The 14,740-nt window shown below is 63.9% G+C and carries 20 protein-coding genes, 1 tRNA gene and 1 pseudogene; 12 read left to right on the plus strand and 10 right to left on the minus strand.

The annotated features are described in order from the left end of the window. Positions 1-59: 59 nt before the first annotated feature. Positions 60-578 carry a peptide-methionine (S)-S-oxide reductase MsrA gene (msrA, locus tag EN804_RS10635; RefSeq protein WP_135882012.1) on the minus strand — a complete coding sequence of 173 codons (519 nt, stop codon included), beginning with the start codon at positions 576-578 and terminating at the stop codon, positions 60-62. A gap of 176 nt (positions 579-754) precedes the next feature. Beyond that, positions 755-2,323, minus strand: coding sequence for a glycosyltransferase family 39 protein (locus EN804_RS10640; protein WP_246693410.1), 1,569 nt, complete (start codon positions 2,321-2,323; stop codon positions 755-757). 177 nt (positions 2,324-2,500) lie between these two features. On the opposite strand from EN804_RS10640, the gene EN804_RS10645 reads away from it, so the two are divergent. Then, a complete protein-coding gene (locus EN804_RS10645; protein WP_135919346.1) occupies positions 2,501-3,208 on the plus strand; it encodes a hypothetical protein in 708 nt (235 codons plus the stop codon). 179 nt (positions 3,209-3,387) lie between these two features. Here EN804_RS10645 and EN804_RS10650 read toward each other — a convergent pair whose 3' ends face one another. The 4 genes and pseudogenes from EN804_RS10650 to EN804_RS10665 form a co-directional block, all read right to left on the minus strand. Next, positions 3,388-4,122 (minus strand): terminase family protein, encoded by a 735-nt coding sequence (locus tag EN804_RS10650; protein ID WP_135919347.1) that lies wholly within the window; start codon positions 4,120-4,122, stop codon positions 3,388-3,390. Between the two features lie 318 nt (positions 4,123-4,440). Beyond that, a pseudogene (locus EN804_RS10655) lies at positions 4,441-5,100 on the minus strand (terminase family protein); the annotation flags it as partial. After that, positions 5,057-5,452, minus strand: coding sequence for a hypothetical protein (locus tag EN804_RS10660; protein ID WP_135916723.1), 396 nt, complete (start codon positions 5,450-5,452; stop codon positions 5,057-5,059). The gene EN804_RS10660 and the pseudogene EN804_RS10655, both read right to left, overlap by 44 nt. 4 nt (positions 5,453-5,456) lie before the next feature. Then, the gene (locus EN804_RS10665; RefSeq protein WP_135916724.1) at positions 5,457-5,819 is read right to left on the minus strand and encodes a hypothetical protein; all 363 of its coding nucleotides are present in this window, start codon (positions 5,817-5,819) and stop codon (positions 5,457-5,459) included. A 484-nt stretch (positions 5,820-6,303) separates the two neighbouring features. Between EN804_RS10665 and EN804_RS10675 the strand changes: the two genes are divergently transcribed. Both EN804_RS10675 and EN804_RS10680 read left to right on the plus strand, forming a co-directional pair. Beyond that, positions 6,304-6,573, plus strand: a complete 270-nt coding sequence (locus EN804_RS10675) for a hypothetical protein (protein WP_127279405.1) — start codon at positions 6,304-6,306, stop codon at positions 6,571-6,573. Between the two features lie 79 nt (positions 6,574-6,652). Next, positions 6,653-6,958 (plus strand): hypothetical protein, encoded by a 306-nt coding sequence (locus tag EN804_RS10680; protein WP_135919348.1) that lies wholly within the window; start codon positions 6,653-6,655, stop codon positions 6,956-6,958. A gap of 101 nt (positions 6,959-7,059) precedes the next feature. Here EN804_RS10680 and EN804_RS10685 read toward each other — a convergent pair whose 3' ends face one another. Continuing rightward, positions 7,060-7,488 carry a DoxX family protein gene (locus EN804_RS10685; RefSeq protein WP_127279403.1) on the minus strand — a complete coding sequence of 143 codons (429 nt, stop codon included), beginning with the start codon at positions 7,486-7,488 and terminating at the stop codon, positions 7,060-7,062. A 635-nt stretch (positions 7,489-8,123) separates the two neighbouring features. On the opposite strand from EN804_RS10685, the gene EN804_RS10690 reads away from it, so the two are divergent. The 4 genes from EN804_RS10690 to EN804_RS10705 all read left to right on the plus strand — a co-directional run bounded on the left by EN804_RS10690 (position 8,124) and on the right by EN804_RS10705 (position 9,609). After that, positions 8,124-8,303, plus strand: a complete 180-nt coding sequence (locus EN804_RS10690; RefSeq protein WP_015317039.1) for a DUF3606 domain-containing protein — start codon at positions 8,124-8,126, stop codon at positions 8,301-8,303. A gap of 241 nt (positions 8,304-8,544) precedes the next feature. Continuing rightward, positions 8,545-8,988: a GFA family protein gene (locus tag EN804_RS10695; protein WP_135916725.1), complete on the plus strand. Its 444-nt coding sequence runs from the start codon at positions 8,545-8,547 to the stop codon at positions 8,986-8,988. A gap of 127 nt (positions 8,989-9,115) precedes the next feature. Then, positions 9,116-9,352 (plus strand): DUF982 domain-containing protein, encoded by a 237-nt coding sequence (locus EN804_RS10700; RefSeq protein ID WP_127279401.1) that lies wholly within the window; start codon positions 9,116-9,118, stop codon positions 9,350-9,352. 11 nt (positions 9,353-9,363) lie between these two features. Further along, positions 9,364-9,609, plus strand: a complete 246-nt coding sequence (locus tag EN804_RS10705; protein WP_127279400.1) for a DUF982 domain-containing protein — start codon at positions 9,364-9,366, stop codon at positions 9,607-9,609. A gap of 63 nt (positions 9,610-9,672) precedes the next feature. Here EN804_RS10705 and EN804_RS38665 read toward each other — a convergent pair whose 3' ends face one another. Together EN804_RS38665 and EN804_RS10710 are read right to left on the minus strand one after the other, a co-directional pair. After that, positions 9,673-9,807, minus strand: a complete 135-nt coding sequence (locus tag EN804_RS38665) for a hypothetical protein (protein ID WP_281404925.1) — start codon at positions 9,805-9,807, stop codon at positions 9,673-9,675. A 91-nt stretch (positions 9,808-9,898) separates the two neighbouring features. Next, positions 9,899-10,195 carry a hypothetical protein gene (locus EN804_RS10710; RefSeq protein ID WP_127279767.1) on the minus strand — a complete coding sequence of 99 codons (297 nt, stop codon included), beginning with the start codon at positions 10,193-10,195 and terminating at the stop codon, positions 9,899-9,901. Between the two features lie 346 nt (positions 10,196-10,541). Here EN804_RS10710 and EN804_RS10715 point away from each other — a divergent pair, with 346 nt between their 5' ends. From EN804_RS10715 to EN804_RS10730, 4 genes are all read left to right on the plus strand, one after another. Next, positions 10,542-11,450 carry an alpha/beta hydrolase gene (locus EN804_RS10715; RefSeq protein WP_135919349.1) on the plus strand — a complete coding sequence of 303 codons (909 nt, stop codon included), beginning with the start codon at positions 10,542-10,544 and terminating at the stop codon, positions 11,448-11,450. A gap of 361 nt (positions 11,451-11,811) precedes the next feature. Then, positions 11,812-12,108 (plus strand): hypothetical protein, encoded by a 297-nt coding sequence (locus tag EN804_RS10720; RefSeq protein ID WP_127279765.1) that lies wholly within the window; start codon positions 11,812-11,814, stop codon positions 12,106-12,108. 55 nt (positions 12,109-12,163) lie between these two features. Next, a tRNA-Gln gene (locus EN804_RS10725) sits at positions 12,164-12,237 on the plus strand. Between the two features lie 132 nt (positions 12,238-12,369). Next, on the plus strand, positions 12,370-12,573 hold the full coding sequence (locus EN804_RS10730; RefSeq protein ID WP_127279764.1) for a CsbD family protein: 204 nt from the start codon (positions 12,370-12,372) through the stop codon (positions 12,571-12,573). Positions 12,574-13,385: 812 nt separating this feature from the next. Here the strand turns inward: EN804_RS10730 and EN804_RS10735 are convergent. Next, entirely contained in the window at positions 13,386-13,655 is a 270-nt protein-coding gene (locus EN804_RS10735; RefSeq protein WP_127279763.1) for a hypothetical protein, read from the minus strand. Positions 13,656-13,730: 75 nt separating this feature from the next. Here EN804_RS10735 and EN804_RS10740 point away from each other — a divergent pair, with 75 nt between their 5' ends. Next, a complete protein-coding gene (locus EN804_RS10740) occupies positions 13,731-14,105 on the plus strand; it encodes a hypothetical protein (RefSeq protein ID WP_135919350.1) in 375 nt (124 codons plus the stop codon). Positions 14,106-14,740 lie beyond the last annotated feature (635 nt).

Here is a 14,740-nt window from a genome sequence, read left to right on the forward strand (position 1 = left end):
GGGCTTGCGGCAATGGCGGGCGCTTATACCCACCCGCCGCAAAGACTGATCCGCGAGCCTTATGAAACAGCCTTTTCACGAACCGGCAGTTTCCAACCTGGCCTGACGAAATGGCAGGTGTAGCCGTTCGGATACTTCTCCAGATAATCCTGGTGCTCGGGCTCGGCCTCCCAGAACGCTCCCGCCGGAGCGAGCTCGGTGACAACCTTGCCGGGCCACAGGCCAGAGGCATCGACATCGGCGATGGTGTCCTCCGCCACACGCTTCTGCTCCTCACTGGTGTAGTAGATTGCCGAGCGATAGCTCATGCCGACATCGTTGCCCTGGCGGTTGCGCGTCGTCGGATCGTGGATCTGGAAGAAGAATTCCAGAAGCTGGCGGAAGCTGATTTTCGCCGGATCGAAGCTGATCTCGATGGCTTCGGCATGCGTGCCATGATTGCGATAGGTGGCATTCGGCACGTCGCCGCCGCTGTAGCCGACACGCGTGGCGAGGACGCCCGGCATGCGCCGGATCAGATCCTGCATGCCCCAGAAACAGCCGCCGGCAAGCACTGCACGTTCGCTCGAAGTCGTCATGTAACGTCTCCTCAAAAGGCAATTCCGGGAAAACTGTAGCGGCTTTCTCCGGGGAATTGCGCGACAACAAATTTGGATAGTCCCATAAATGGGCATTGTCGCCTGGTTCGTCCAGTCGGATGAGCGGCCATCCGGCTATACCGCTGAAATTCGCCCCCTAAGGAACTGGGGGCACCTCAGTTGCGCGGATGCCGTGTCCGGCTGCTGGCGGCGACCGGCAGATATCGGATACCAGGCGGAATGGCCGCAAAACTGATCGCCACAGGCGGCGCCTCGCGCGACCAGTTGAAAAGAACGGTCTTGACCGGAACGTTGTCCAACCATGCCCGCAGCTGCGACGGCACGTGAGGACCCGACCAAACCATCAGCATGCCATGGTCGCGCAATCGCTGCCTCGTGATCCAGGGTGCGAACCGCATATCGAGATCGGTGAAGATCGACGGCTTGTCATAGGCGTTGAGGCCCGCCAGCATGGCAAGATTGGTATCGCCGCCGACAATGTCGAGCCGGCCGGGCACCGCGGCGTGCCACACCGCCTCGGCCTCGTCCGAGATCGGCCGCGCCGGCCAGCAGACGGCGTCCATCCGCCCGCGCACATTGCAATCCGTCCAGCGGATGGCCGCATAGGCCCCCGACATGGCCACGATGCATATGAAGGCGCAGATCGCCAACCTTCGCATCTCGGGGGCACCGAGCCGGTGACCGAGAAAGGCGAGCGCGACGACGCCGACGAGATTGTACATCGGCGCGCCCCAGGCCTCGCCGGTGCCGGTGAACAAAGAGGCGACCATGATCAGCGTCGCCGGCCCAAGTCCCATCCAGGTGAGATAGACCAGCTTACCGCGCTCGACGGGGTCCTGCGGAGCCGACGTACGCCGCAGCAGCCCTGATATCGCCAGCACCAGGAGGAAGCCGGAAAACCCGGCCAGCTGGACACCGATATAGTAGAGGCGCGCACGGTGCTCGGTTACCCAGGCATCGCGGCCGGCGAAATAGGTCAACGGCAGGAAATCGATACGGTAGAGTGCGATGGCCAACGGCGCGGCGACCGCGAGACAAACCGCCAGGCCAAGCCACGGCCAGGGCGTCGCTAGCCGGCTGCGCGCGCGCGCGTCGGACAGCAGCCAGAGAGCGCCGAAGGCAAGCAGCAGGCCGGTGGAAAACTTGGCATAAAGCCCGACGCCCGACACCAGTCCGAGCGCCAGCCACCAGCCTGGCCCGCCACCGCGGCCGGCGCGCCACAGCAGCCAGCAGATCGCGGCCCAGAACGGCATCTGCGCATAGTCGTGATTGAATTGCGGCGTCGGCCAGCCGAAGAAATAGACCGATGGCATCAAAAGCACGGCGGCCAGCGCGCGGCGTTGTCCGAGCATGTCGCGGGCCAGCAGATAGACCAGGACGAACGTGGCCGAGATCGTCAGTTGGGCCAGCAGATATTGCGGCCAGCGGAACGATCCGGTCAGGAGATGGCTGGCCTCGAGCAGCCAGCCGGGGAGCTGCGGGTGCTTGTAGGTCAAAAGCACCCATTCGCGGCCCCACATGAAGCCTTCCACGACATCGCCGGGCGGTGCGGGATCGATGAGTGTTGGCACCACGGTCCAGCACAGCGTCTGCACCAGACACAAAAGTGCCAGCAAACCCCAGGGGTGCCGAAGCAGGGCGGACCAGAACGACGACGAGTCCAGCGCCACGGCAGGCAGCCCTGCCGGCACCCAACGATCGATGGAGTCGTCAATTCCCGCCATGCGCGGCTTAAACCACATTGCCCGGTTTGCCGAACAGCCCCAACGTCAAAGCTTACAAAAAAGTATACATGCCGGTCATTGCAAGACCAAGATTGAGCGGGAAGTTCGGCGTCCCGTTGCCCTTACCGGGCAGAACAGCCCGCACACCTGATCCCCCTTGAAAATCCCGGATATTCGATGCGTCATCCGCATGCCGTCATCCACCACCGCGCGCTCGACTTCTGGCTGGCGCGCGCGGCGGTCCTCGTCATCATCTGCCTGCAGCTTCTGGTCATCAACAATCTTTCATTCGGTCCCCGGTGGCTGGCGCCGGCGCTGGAGGCCGCCCTGCTCGCGCCGCTGTCCGTGGCCACCGCCTGGACGCAGGCCGCCACCCAGAAAGCGGTCGAGGAGGAGCACTGGTATCTGGTCGGACGGTTTCGCGTCATGATCCGCCGGACGGCCCTGGTGATGACCGGCGTCGTCAGCGTCATGAATTGCGGTTCGCTGGTGCTCCTGGTGCGTGCCTTGCTGGCTGGCCATGCCGGCTCCAGCGGCCAGACGCTGCTGGTCGACGCGCTCAACATCTGGGTCACCAACGTGATCGTCTTTGCCTTGTGGTTCTGGAGCACCGACCGGGGCGGGCCGCCGACCTGCGGCCTGGTCAAACGCGCCCATGCCGATTTCCTGTTTCCGCAAATGACCCTGAATGATCGCGAGATCCGCGACTGGCTGCCCGGCTTCGTCGACTATTTCTTCCTCGCCTTCACCAATGCGACGGCGTTTTCACCAACCGACACATTGCCGCTTTCCCGGCGCGCCAAGCTTTTGATGATGGCGGAGGCGATGATCTCGCTGCTGACGATCGCGCTGGTCGCGGCCCGCGCCGTCAACATCCTGGCCTAAGGCAGGTCTACCGAAGTAACCCGGCTTTGGAGCACGCCATGCATGAAAAATCCGAAGATGCGCGTTAGGCCCAGAAACACCAATAGCCCGCCCCGGCGAACCGGAGCGGGCTATTGGTTGTGTGCGATGGCTGTCGCTAGTCCAATGGCATTGCATCGCAGGCGGGCAATCCGCCGCCGTCAATCGGCGCCGAGATCCCGTTCAAAGACCACCTGGTCGCACAACGGAATGCCGTTCACGAGCAGGCCTTCGGGATAACCGGTCGATGGCCCGAACGCATCCCGAACGATGCGGTACATCCGAAAGCCCTGCCGCTGGTAGAGCCGGAACTCCTCGAACCATGCCAGCAGCGTCGAGAACACCTTGAAGCGGCCGCTCTGCATGCGGTCGAGCATCTCCATCAGCCCGGCCTCGACCGAGACCGAGCCATCTGGAAAACGCGCATGGCCGGGCAGCATGTTCAGCCCATGCGCGGCATATTGCCTGGCGAGTGCCGTGCCCGCCCCTTCCAGCGTCTCGCGGCGGCCGTCGCGCGGCCAGGCGAAGGGCAGCCATTCGCCCCAGGGTTTCAAGGTCAGCGCCTGCATGGCCGGCGTCTGCTGCGAGGCTCTGGCGGCCTTGGTGACATAGACGACATCGGCCTCCGTATCCCAGGCGAGCTCGACAGCGGCCGAAGGATGGTCCCAGCCGAAATCGAGCGCGCCGATACGCGGCCAGTAGCGCGGCAGCCGGAACGGCTCGCAGGCAATCAGCGCCTCGGCCACCGGGAAGATGCGGCCGGAACCCAGCACCGGAATGCCCCGAGCGCGGGCCTCGCGCTCATGCTCGGGATAGGCGGCGACGATCGCCGCGCGTTCCCCGGGCGAATAATGCGCGGCATCGTCGATGGTCATGAAGGTGACGTGACGGGACATGAGGGCTGTCCTTGGAAAGCTTGGTTTCCTCGCCCCGCGCGAAGCGGGGGGAGAGGTGGCTCGGCGAAGCCGAGACGGAGAGGGGCATGGCGCCGACCTGGTTAAGCGGGCGCCCCACGAAGCCCCTCTCCGACCGCTGCGCGGCCACCTCTCCCGCGCTTTGCGGGGGCGAGGAACCCAAGTCCTGAGCGGACCCGGCCGGGTCCCCGCTGCTCTGCAGCGTCCCGGCGTTCGCCGGCCTTTCATCGTGCCACCGGCACGATGAATTCGCTTACGCGAACCGGCTGCTCACCCCATCCGCTCCACCTCCCCCGCCGACAAAAACAGCAGCACCACATCGCTCATGCCGAGCAGCGGCGTGAAGGTGACGATGGTGATGCCGCCGGTGGCGTTGGTGCGGGTCAGGCCCTCGGAATAGATGTCGAGCGGCGGTTCCTCGTCGAACCAGACGCCGTGCAGCGTCTCGCCCTGCCATTTCTCGCGGCCTTTCTCGAAGCTCTTGAACGACAACACGCTCTCGCCGGCCTGTCGGTCGCCGCCGCCGCCATGGCGCACCACGACGCTGTCGAGCGCACCGGGCGCGCCGCGTCCCATGATGGCGTCGGCGATCGCGTCGGCCGGGATCATGCCGGTGCCCCATGCCGCCTGCTGCTGCGGCGGGCCGACCAGCACGCGCTGCGGGTTGTCGCGCGTGCCCTCGCCGGTGACGCCGGCGGCCCACAGCCGCACCGGCGTGTCGAAAACCTTGCCTTGCCACCACTGGGGATAGCGGCCGGTGAGGTGCATGGCCCATTCGGCGCCGCCTGCTCTGGTCTTGCCGAGCTGGTTGCCGGCCATGAACAGCCGCTCGCGATTGGTCGCGCCGGCCGCGTGAAACTCGGCCTGGCGCTGATACGGTTTGTACGCCGCCAACTGGTTGGCGCGGCGCCGGCGGTCAAGTTCCGCCAGCAGCGCCAGATATTCCGTCTTCGCGGCGATCGGCGGGGTCGTCGAGGAACGGCCTGAGGACGGTTTCGAGGCTGCGGATTCGGCTGCGGATCTCTTCATCGCTCAGCGTGTCCAGTTGGTTGATGGCGACATCGATGTCCTTGGGCAGCACCGAAAGCACGATCTTCAGATACTGGTCGGGCTTGTCGGCCCGCACCTCGGCCAGGACGCCGGCGCCATGCGCCCGGAAATCGGCCCGCACGGCGGCGAGAAAATCGTCGCCCAGCGTCTTCTTCGTCCGCTTCGGGCGGGGCGCCTTCGCGGCTGCCGGGCTGGCGGCGGCTTTGCGCCTCGCCGGCCTTGCCTTGCGGCGCTTCGGCGCGACGTCGGTTTCGTCAGCCATCGGCCTACCCCAAGGCATCGCCGGTCGCCGCTTTGGACGGCTCCGATCTGCTTCGCCGGACCGCCTTCTTCGAGCGAACGGTCTTCTTCCCGGCCCGCTTGCCACGCTTGGGCCTTGCGGCAGGTTTTGCCGCCTCGGCCCGCGCCTTGAGCTTCGCCATGGCGAGGCCGACAGCGCGGCTGTCGATGCCGGCCCGCGGAAAACAAAACCCACCGCTGGCGTCTCGCACCATCCCGATCAGCACGCCGGGCGCCACCGCCTCGACACGGCCGAGCCGCGCCTGCGGCGCCACGCCGTCGAATTCGCCGATGGCGCTGACGACCTCAAGGCCGTCATCGCCGGTGATGATGGTGGCATAGCGGGGCATGGGATTTCTCGCATCTCGCGGAGGTAGCGCTCTACGGCGCCCCCCTCTCTCCTGCCGGACATCTCCCCCACGAGGGGGGAGATTAAGCACTCGCCGGCTTTCGCCAATTTCCAACGTCTTATGGAGTGGCGGAGCGCCAAAGCTGCCGATCTCCCTCCATGTGGGGGAGATGTCCGGCAGGACAGAGGGGGCGCTGTCCCGCCAGCATTCAGATTTGCAATCGCAGCGGCGTTCCTGGCATGGCGCCAAAAAACAAAACCCGCCTCGGCGGCGGGTCGTTGGCGCAAATCAGCACCATGGACAAATATGTAGCATGGCTGCCCTCACCCGGTCAACGAGCTTCTAGGAAAAAATTCATATTTTGCTGGAAGGGGCATGACCGCGGCCCTGACATTCATCAGGCTTTTCAACAGCCGGCTCCTGTGAAATCATCAGCGGCAGCTCATGGAATGATTCCCGTCGCACGGCCTTTTAGGAGAGGACGATGGACAGACCAGCCATGGCATCCGTCTTTAGGATGCGGCACGCTCCGGCCACGGTTTCCGGTGTGCGCAGCACTGGCCAGGGCCAGGCGGATCCGATCATCCGGGTGCACTCGCTTGGCGAAGCGATCCGCTTCGTCGCCCACGCTTACCCCAACTACGACATCAGCACCGTCGCCATAGACTGCGGCGACCCCTCGATCCCGCGCCTCGGCAGCCTCGAGGTCAAGGCGGTGTGGCGCGAATATGGCGAGCGCCTGACGCAGGAATAGACGCGTCCGGCCGGCCAGCGTCCTGGGATCGGAAACGCTGCTGACGCGTTTCCACTGCGATCAATGGAGGGAGCAGTCCATGAACGTCGCCAACCTGCAACTCGAAGGCCTGCTGATGGCCGTCGCCTCGATCAACCACGTCCTGGTCAAGAAGGGCGTGCTGACAGCGGAGGAGATCGACATTGCCCTGCGCAAGGCCGAGGCCTCCGAAACCGGCGAGGAGCGATCAGGAGGCATGTCGGCGTCGAGCCGCGACGCCGTCAACTTCCCGATCCGGCTGCTGGAACTCGCCAACCAGTGCCAGCCGGAGGCGGACATGCCGTCCTTCTCGAAGCTGGCCCGCATGGCCGGCCAGATGAAGGAGCCCTACAACGACCAGATGTAAGGTCCTCTTCGCGCCTTGCCGGGCGGGCTGTTAAGCCCTGCCCCGGGCGGGCTCCTAGGCCCTGCCCCGGCGGGCTCCTAATCCCTGCCCCGGGCGGGCTGCTAAGCCCTGCCCGGCCATCCCAGGTTCAGCGCCAGAATCCTCCCCGGTCCATGGACCGCCGCGAACAGCAGCCCGGCCAGGAATGAAAAATGGTCGACGAAGAAGCCGAATTCGGCCTGGTTGCCTGACCAGTGGCTGGGTCCGTGGAAGGCAAAGGCCAGGAACAGCACATAGGCGGCGGCGACCAGGGCGGCCTGCGTGAAGAAGGCGCCGCTCAGCAGACACAGCACCAGCGCAACCTCCAGGATCGCCGCGCACCAGGCGAGGAAGAGCGGGAACGGGAAACCGGCGGCCGCGATATAGCCCGCCGTGGCCTCCATGCCCATGAATTTGAAGGTCACCGCCATCAGGAAGACGGCGGCGAAGATCAGCCGGGCAACGAGGAGGGCCGCGGTCTGCCACGGCGATTGTGCGATTTGCGACGACATGGTTGTTCTCCAGCTTCATCAGCCCCAAGGACGCGCCGCCACGCGCGGATCCGACATGGGCCAGCGATTTTTCATGAGTCGGCGATTTTTTTCTCTCCGATTTCGGAGCACGCGCAGGGCGCCGGTCGTCAGCCGCCACAACATGCGCCGGGCGTTGACGAACAATTAACGATCCTGAAACTTGTCCGTAACCGGCAACGTGATATTGTTAGCTGGGGCTAATGCATGGCGTGTCCTGTGCAGCGATTTTGGGGTGGGTCGAGTTTTGGGCGCAAGCGTCAGGTTGGGGACGAAGTCCTATCTGGTCGAGTCAGCGGTGTTGGAGTGCGATGGCTGCGGCGGCACCGGGCAGGTTTTCCAGTGCCCGCGCTGGACGAATTCAAACGGCCTTTGCTGTCCCGCCGGCACGCATTACCGCGGCTGCCCCGGCGCCAGCGCGCCCTGCGCCGAATGCGGCGCGACTGACGGCCACGGCGCCGACCCGGCCTTTCCATCGGCCTGAATCGGGGCCGGCGGCAAGCGCCCGGCGGTCGCCGCCATCCGCCATGGAACCAGCATGACCGATCCGTGTTATGTCTGACCGCGACATCTAGACGTCCGCGCAACCATGCGGCTTACAGAAAGTGAGGCCAGCCATGCCCGACGACAAATCGAAGACGAAGCAGGACCGCAAGCTGGTCTCGAGCGAGGAGACCTATGAGGTCGCCGCCTTCGCGCGCAAATACGGCATTCCGCAGAGCGAGGCGCAGACCATCATCAAGCGCTATGGCCCCTCGCGCAAGAAGCTCGACAACCACATGGCCGCGCGCGGATAGAAGAACGCGGCCCGCAAGGCGGCAACCATTTCACCTGGATGGCGTTGAAGATTGCTGCGGGCCGCGTCAACCGGGCCCGGCGGTACGGTGAACAGGATGTCTTTTTCCCGGTTCATCCTGGCCAACGAAATGGCAGACGAGCATCTGTCCCGCCCGGCCCGTGGCATGCCAAACTGACGAAGTATCGGCTGCACAGCCGTATGGCTGACAGCCAGGGTGGCGAAAACGGAGGGCCGCAACCATGTCCGAGACAACACGCAGGACCGGTAGCTGCCTGTGCGGCGGCGTGCATTTCGTCGTCACCGGCAAGCCGTCGCGGGTTGGCCTTTGCCACTGCAAGGACTGCCGCAAGGCGAGCGGTTCGGTCTATTCCGCCTTTGCCATCTGGCCGCGCGATGCCTTCGAGACATCGGGCGAAGTGGCCAGCTACGGCACACGCAGCTTTTGCCCGACCTGCGGCAGCCGCGTCGCCTGGGTCGACGACAACGAGGCCGAGGTGATGCTCGGCAGTCTCGACGTCGCGCCGACGGACCTTGAACCGCAATATGAATTGTGGACCGGCCGGCGCGAAACCTGGCTGCATGCCTTGCCCGACGCCGAGCAGTTCGAGCATGACCGGCCGCTGGCAGAGGGCGCGGATCTGCCAGCGCCGAGAGCCTTGTCGGACGCCGTCGCGAGCGATTGAGCGCAAGCTTGAAAATTGATCGTCCGGACCTGGAACCCTGCCCTGTCGGCCACGTTATCCGGCGCTTCCTCTGTGCATGTCGGCTCGCCCCCGGTTTTGACCGCCATGCGATTCATGGAGACGACCGTTGAACGACAAGATGTTTCCCCGACCGATCCGCCTGAAATTCGCCCCGGAACGGGAGCGCGTGGTGCGCAGCGCCTGGGAAGGTCTGGAATGCCTTGGTGACTGGCCGGCCGGCCGGGGCCGGCGGTACCGGGCGGCACTGCGCAGCTGCCGCGATGCCCTGGATGGCTGGACGCCGCCGGAAAAGGCGATGCGGGCGATGATCGACGCCGCGCGTGAAGCGCGCATCCTCCAATAGCGGGAAAACCAATGGCCGATTTGATGCTGTCGACACCGCTGCGGGTCAAGCCGCATGGATCGGACACGATCCGTGAGGTGGCCACGCTCCAGGACGCCAGTGAAATCCTCATCGACTGGCCGCATGCCAAGCGCGGCCCTTTCTACCAGGCCGCGCGCGAGAAGATCGAGGCGGCGCTAACCAACAATGAAGGCGCGGCACAGGCACAGGAGGCCTTTACCGCGCTGTGCGATCACGCCGGCCTTCTGGTCCGATAGGCCAAGGCAATGCCCAAACAAAAAGCAGGCGAACTCGCCTGCTTTTTTTGGACTCATTTTCGATCATTGGGTGGGCAGATCGCCGTTGACGATCGGGTGGGAACTCTCGAAGCCGAAGCTCTTCGGCGCCATCAGCATCAGGACGATCACAACAGCAATAGAGGCAAGCAACGTAGCGGTGACGGCAATATCTCTCACGATCCCATCCTTCTCAGGTCCGTCTTGTCATAGAAACGTTTCCTGGTTCGCGAGGTTCCGCTGCAGGCACTGCAATGTCGTCTAACCAACTCTACTGCTTCGGCGGCTGGGGCGGCACTTCGCCAGGCTTGATTACCGGTGTGTTGCCTTCATCGGGCGCCGGCGCGGCCATGCCTTGGTCGCCGGTAGCCGGCGGCTTCAACACGCCGCCGCAATCACTGAGCTTTTCGCTCAGGTCGCCGCTGCCGGACTGCTGCTTGCCGCCTTGATCCGTCTGCACCCGGCATTTGTCGCCCTGCTGGTTCGGTATCTGCTGAGCCGTCTGTGCCGCGGCCGGCATCGCCACGGCCAGCATCGTGGCGCATGATGCTATGGCGAGAGCTTTCATCTCGGCCTCCTTCGTTGAACAGCCGCCCGCGGCGGCCTTCCCTTCACTGGGACAACGCCCGTCGGCCCGAAAGGTTGGCCCAATGGGTTGGCGAAGAGGGCCTGCCTCTGGGGCCGAAGCGGCTGTCTGTCGCCCTCACTCCAAGGCCGGCCCTGGGTTCGAGGCAAGTGCAGCAGCCCTGCCACGATCAGCACGATCAGCATGGCGAACCCGGCCAGAGGCCAAGGCCGCGGGCGACGCCGATCGCGCCGGCGAGCCACCTTCGCGGCGCAAAGAGCCGGCGCTTGCACAAAAGGCGCTGCAACCAACTCCATTCTCCAGCCGTTGCCTGTGCCGGAGGCCAGCCATGTTCGAGCATTTCCAGCCTATCGACGTCGACATCGGGGACGTCAGCATCTTCGTGCGCCGCTCCGGTGGCGGACCGGCGGTGCTTTTGCTGCACGGCTTTCCGCAGACCCATCTGATGTGGCGCGACGTTGCGCCGGCGCTCGCCGAACGTTTCACCGTCATCTGCGCCGACCTGCGCGGCTATGGCCGCAGCACCTGCCCGGCATCGAGCGCCGATCACGCGCCCTATGCCAAGCGGGCCATGGCATCCGACATGGTGGCGATGATGGCGGAACTCGGCTTTACCAGCTTCATGGTCGCCGGCCATGATCGCGGCGGGCGTGTCGCCTACCGCCTGGCGCTCGACCATCCCGGCCCTATCAAAAAACTCGCCGTGCTCGACATCGTGCCCACGGCCGATGCCTGGGACCGGGCCGATGCCCGGCTGGCGCTCGGCTACTGGCCGTGGTCCCTGCTGGCGCAGCCCGCGCCCTTGCCGGAAAAGATCCTGGCGGGCGCCCCAGACGCCATCGTCGACAATGCGCTGGGCGGCTGGGGTTCATCGCCCGATGTCTTTCCAGCCGGCATCCGCCGGGCCTATGTCGATGCCTTGCGCGACCCCGCCCACATCCACGCGATCTGCGAGGAATACCGGGCGGCGGCAACGCTCGACCGCGAACACGACCGGGCGGACAAAGCCGCCGGCCGGCGCATCGCCTGCCCGGTGCTGGCACTGTGGAGCGGGCAAGGCGCGCTGGCCCAATGGTATGCCGGCGAAGGCGGACCGCTGGCGTTATGGCGGAACTGGGCTGATGACGTGCGTGGCCGCGCGATGTCAGGCGGGCACTTCTTCCCCGAGGAAATGCCCGGGCAAACGGCTGGCGCGCTGATCGATTTCTTCGGCGAGGTCAAGGCCGGTGCCGGTTAGCCACCGCCCCGGTTAGCCACTGCCAGTCACCTCGGATCAGCCGACTGATTGCTCCGCTGTATCGTCGCCGTCGGGTTCACCAGGCCGGAAAGGATCGGATCTTCGCGGACACTCCTCGAAACGATGGTCGCGGCCGCCGCAGAAGGAACAGCACATCGCCTCACGGCCCTCGTTTCCGGGCCACCATTGCGGTGTCTCGTAGGGTTTCCTGCCGTCCATGCCCAGCAATGCGCGACGCCCGATTTGGTTGCGCGGAACCCAACAGACACGAAAGCGGTTGTGTGCGACAATGCAAGCGGCCATTCCAGCGCCAATCCGGACCGGCCGCATGTGCAATTCAGTCAAACCAAAGAGAACCCTCATGTCCGCTCGCGTTCTGACCTTGTTGATGGCCATCGGCGCCGTGCTCGCGACGACCGGCCTGGCCGATGCCCGTCCCGACAGCCGCTCCATGAGTTGCGGCGAGATTCGCGCCATGATCCAGAGCCATCGCGCCGTGGTGCTGACCACCGGCCGCAACACCTATGACCGCTATGTCAGGCAGTTCGGCAACGAGTGCGACTGGCCTGACGTCCCGATGTCGGCCTATATCCCGTCCCGCGACGGTACCTGCCCGGTCCATCGCTGCCAGGACCCGGGCGTCGATTTCCCGAATTGACGGCCGGTGGTCCGAATTGACGGCAAGCCGCAAGGACGCCATAACGTCCCGCCTTTCCCGCTTCGTCTAATGGTAGGACAGCGCCCTTTGAAGGCGTGAATCGTGGTTCGAGCCCATGAGCGGGAACCAAACAATGACTTAGATGCAATTTTTGACGTATCGTCGAATATGCATCGATCCCCCGAAGGCCGCCACAGATGGCCTTTTGGGAACTTCCTCGACACGACGACGTTGCGCCTTTTTCCAACGAAGGAGGTTGTCATGGACTGGAATCGCGTCGAGGGAAACTGGAAGCAAGTGAAGGGCAAGGTCAAAGAACAGTGGGGAAAACTCACCGACGATGATCTCGATCGCATCGCCGGCAAACGCGATCAGCTCGAAGGCAAGATCCAGGAGCGCTACGGCATCGAAAAGGATCGCGCCCGTCGGGATATCGATGACTGGTATAGCAGGCAGGGCTGGTAGGAAAGGCACCGTGAATCCAGCCTTCGTCTTCGGCATGCACAGGACTCGCGCAACCTTCCCCGGCCTCCAAAAGCGATGGCCCGCGCCACCCAACTCTGACGCGGGCCGACCAAAGGTCTTGGAGGGACGTTGGTCAGCAGTCGACCCCGGCTGCCGATGATTCAATCAGCGTGCGCTAAAATAGTTCCAACTTTCGAAACTCCATACTCATGCAACAAAGCCTGGCAAACCACGTCGTCACCATCTGGAGACTAAGCCGCGGCCAGCCGGCCGACCAACGCGATTTGCGTCAGCTCTTCTGGCTCGAAAAGCCAGGCCACGAGCCGTTGGCCAGCGTTATTGAATTTCCTTGCCTTAAATGAAAGGCCCGCCGCGTGGCCCCCCGCGACGGGCCCTGGGCGTGGCTACATCCTAAAGAATCGACCACGATATCATTAACGCCCGCCTCCAAAGAATGTTCCAGGCATGAAAAAGCCCGCCGGGCGAAACCGGCGGGAAGAGACAGAAGTGCTAGGGATCTACCCAGCATAGGGTCAACGGGTGGCGGCAGGGTTGGTTGCGGACGGGAAATGACGCGGCCAATGTCGCGCAAGGACACCTCCTTTCGGATGACTTCGTTCTTATTCGAAGGCGGGGCATAGTCGGCCCAGCCCGGCAGGACCCCGTGGCCCCCCACAGGTACCGGCCGGCTAGGCTCGGCGCTCCCCTCCAAACTCCGGCGCCGAGCCGCCGCATTCCCGGCCCCCCGATCATACGAACCGCGAAGCGTAAAACTGTAGCCCGCCAGCGGAGCACTCGGCCAAGACCGCCAGTCAGTCTTTGCTACTGTTCCTCCGCCGATCGATCGCGCCATAATCAGGGATGCAGGTGAAGAACACCGGCCGCTGACCCCTGCCTGCACGCTTGCACAGATCGCACCGGAACACTTTCACCAAGTCGTTATGCATGGCGCCGTGGTCGAGCCCCAGGCGGGCGCCCAGCGCTTGCAAGTCGATCTGGAGGGAATGATTGCACATCGGATGCCCGCAGGTGACGTAGAACGTCTCGCGGTTGCGAATGGCATCGGCAATGGTTTTGGACATGGTGCGGCCTCAGATTGCAGAAATCGCCGCGCGAGGAATATATTCCTATCGATTGACTTGGCAAGGGCGGAGCCGGTGGCCGTCAACAACGTTCTGACGCATGCTCAAGAAAATCTCTTTGCCTCGGCCTTCATGTCGCCGCCTCCTCGGCTGACGCAAACATTCCTCCGTGGATCAACCGCCACGCAAGCCTCCGGCTCATGGGCCAATCAGGGAACAACTTCCATCCCGCGCGAGTTGTTGAGCCGGGAGGACGCGGATCATGATAAGGTGGCCATTGTCATGCAACACATCGATGACACCAAAAAGCTGGTTGACCGCTTGGATGAAACGGAGCGTCGCATCAAGGAAACTCAGGAAGTCATCGAGGGGAACCGTCGGCTTATAGAGAGGTCCCGTGAAATTCTTTCCAATGTAGCGAGCGCTGCAGCGCTTCGCGGCTTAGGCTAGTATCTGGACCTGAGAGAGAGTCCGCGCTGAGGCGGGGATAATCCAGCACACGGCATTTGTGCTGAGCATCGTAAGCCGCCGGGAGGAACTCCAGCTTGGCCCGGCTGCCGGTAGTCCTTAAAACCCCCGTGACGACATGCGATCGGGGATGTGGTTCGAGTCGATGAACGGGAACCAGGCAGAAAACCGCAAGCGAACTCTCTGAACGGAATCAGGCCGGATCGCTTCAGATCCGCTACCGATCGGCCAATCGGGATACAGGTAGGATATCGGCCGGTGCCCTGCCTGCTAGGACCGCTCGCACCGGAAAATCCAAGTCATCGTGCCTCCGTAGTCCAGCCCCAGGCGGGCGCCTGGGGCCTTGGATGAACAATTCAGAATGGCAGGAGGACGGCGACTTCCGCCCTGGACCCCGTCGCGATTGACGGCCAGTTAACGTTACGTTAACTTTAATTTAGATTACACTAAAATAGGTGACTCTAATGAAAATGGCTCTCGTTTGCCTGGCGCTTGTCCTCGCCGGTTCAAGTGTCGCTGCGGCGCACGAAAAGAAGGCAAAAGTCACTGCTGCGAACACATGCGCTGGTCTATCGATCAAGGCGGCAGTGGCGGCAAAATTGGACTGCACCGCAACC

The sequence above is a fragment of the Mesorhizobium sp. M8A.F.Ca.ET.161.01.1.1 genome (genome assembly GCF_004792105.1).
Taxonomy (GTDB): domain Bacteria; phylum Pseudomonadota; class Alphaproteobacteria; order Rhizobiales; family Rhizobiaceae; genus Mesorhizobium.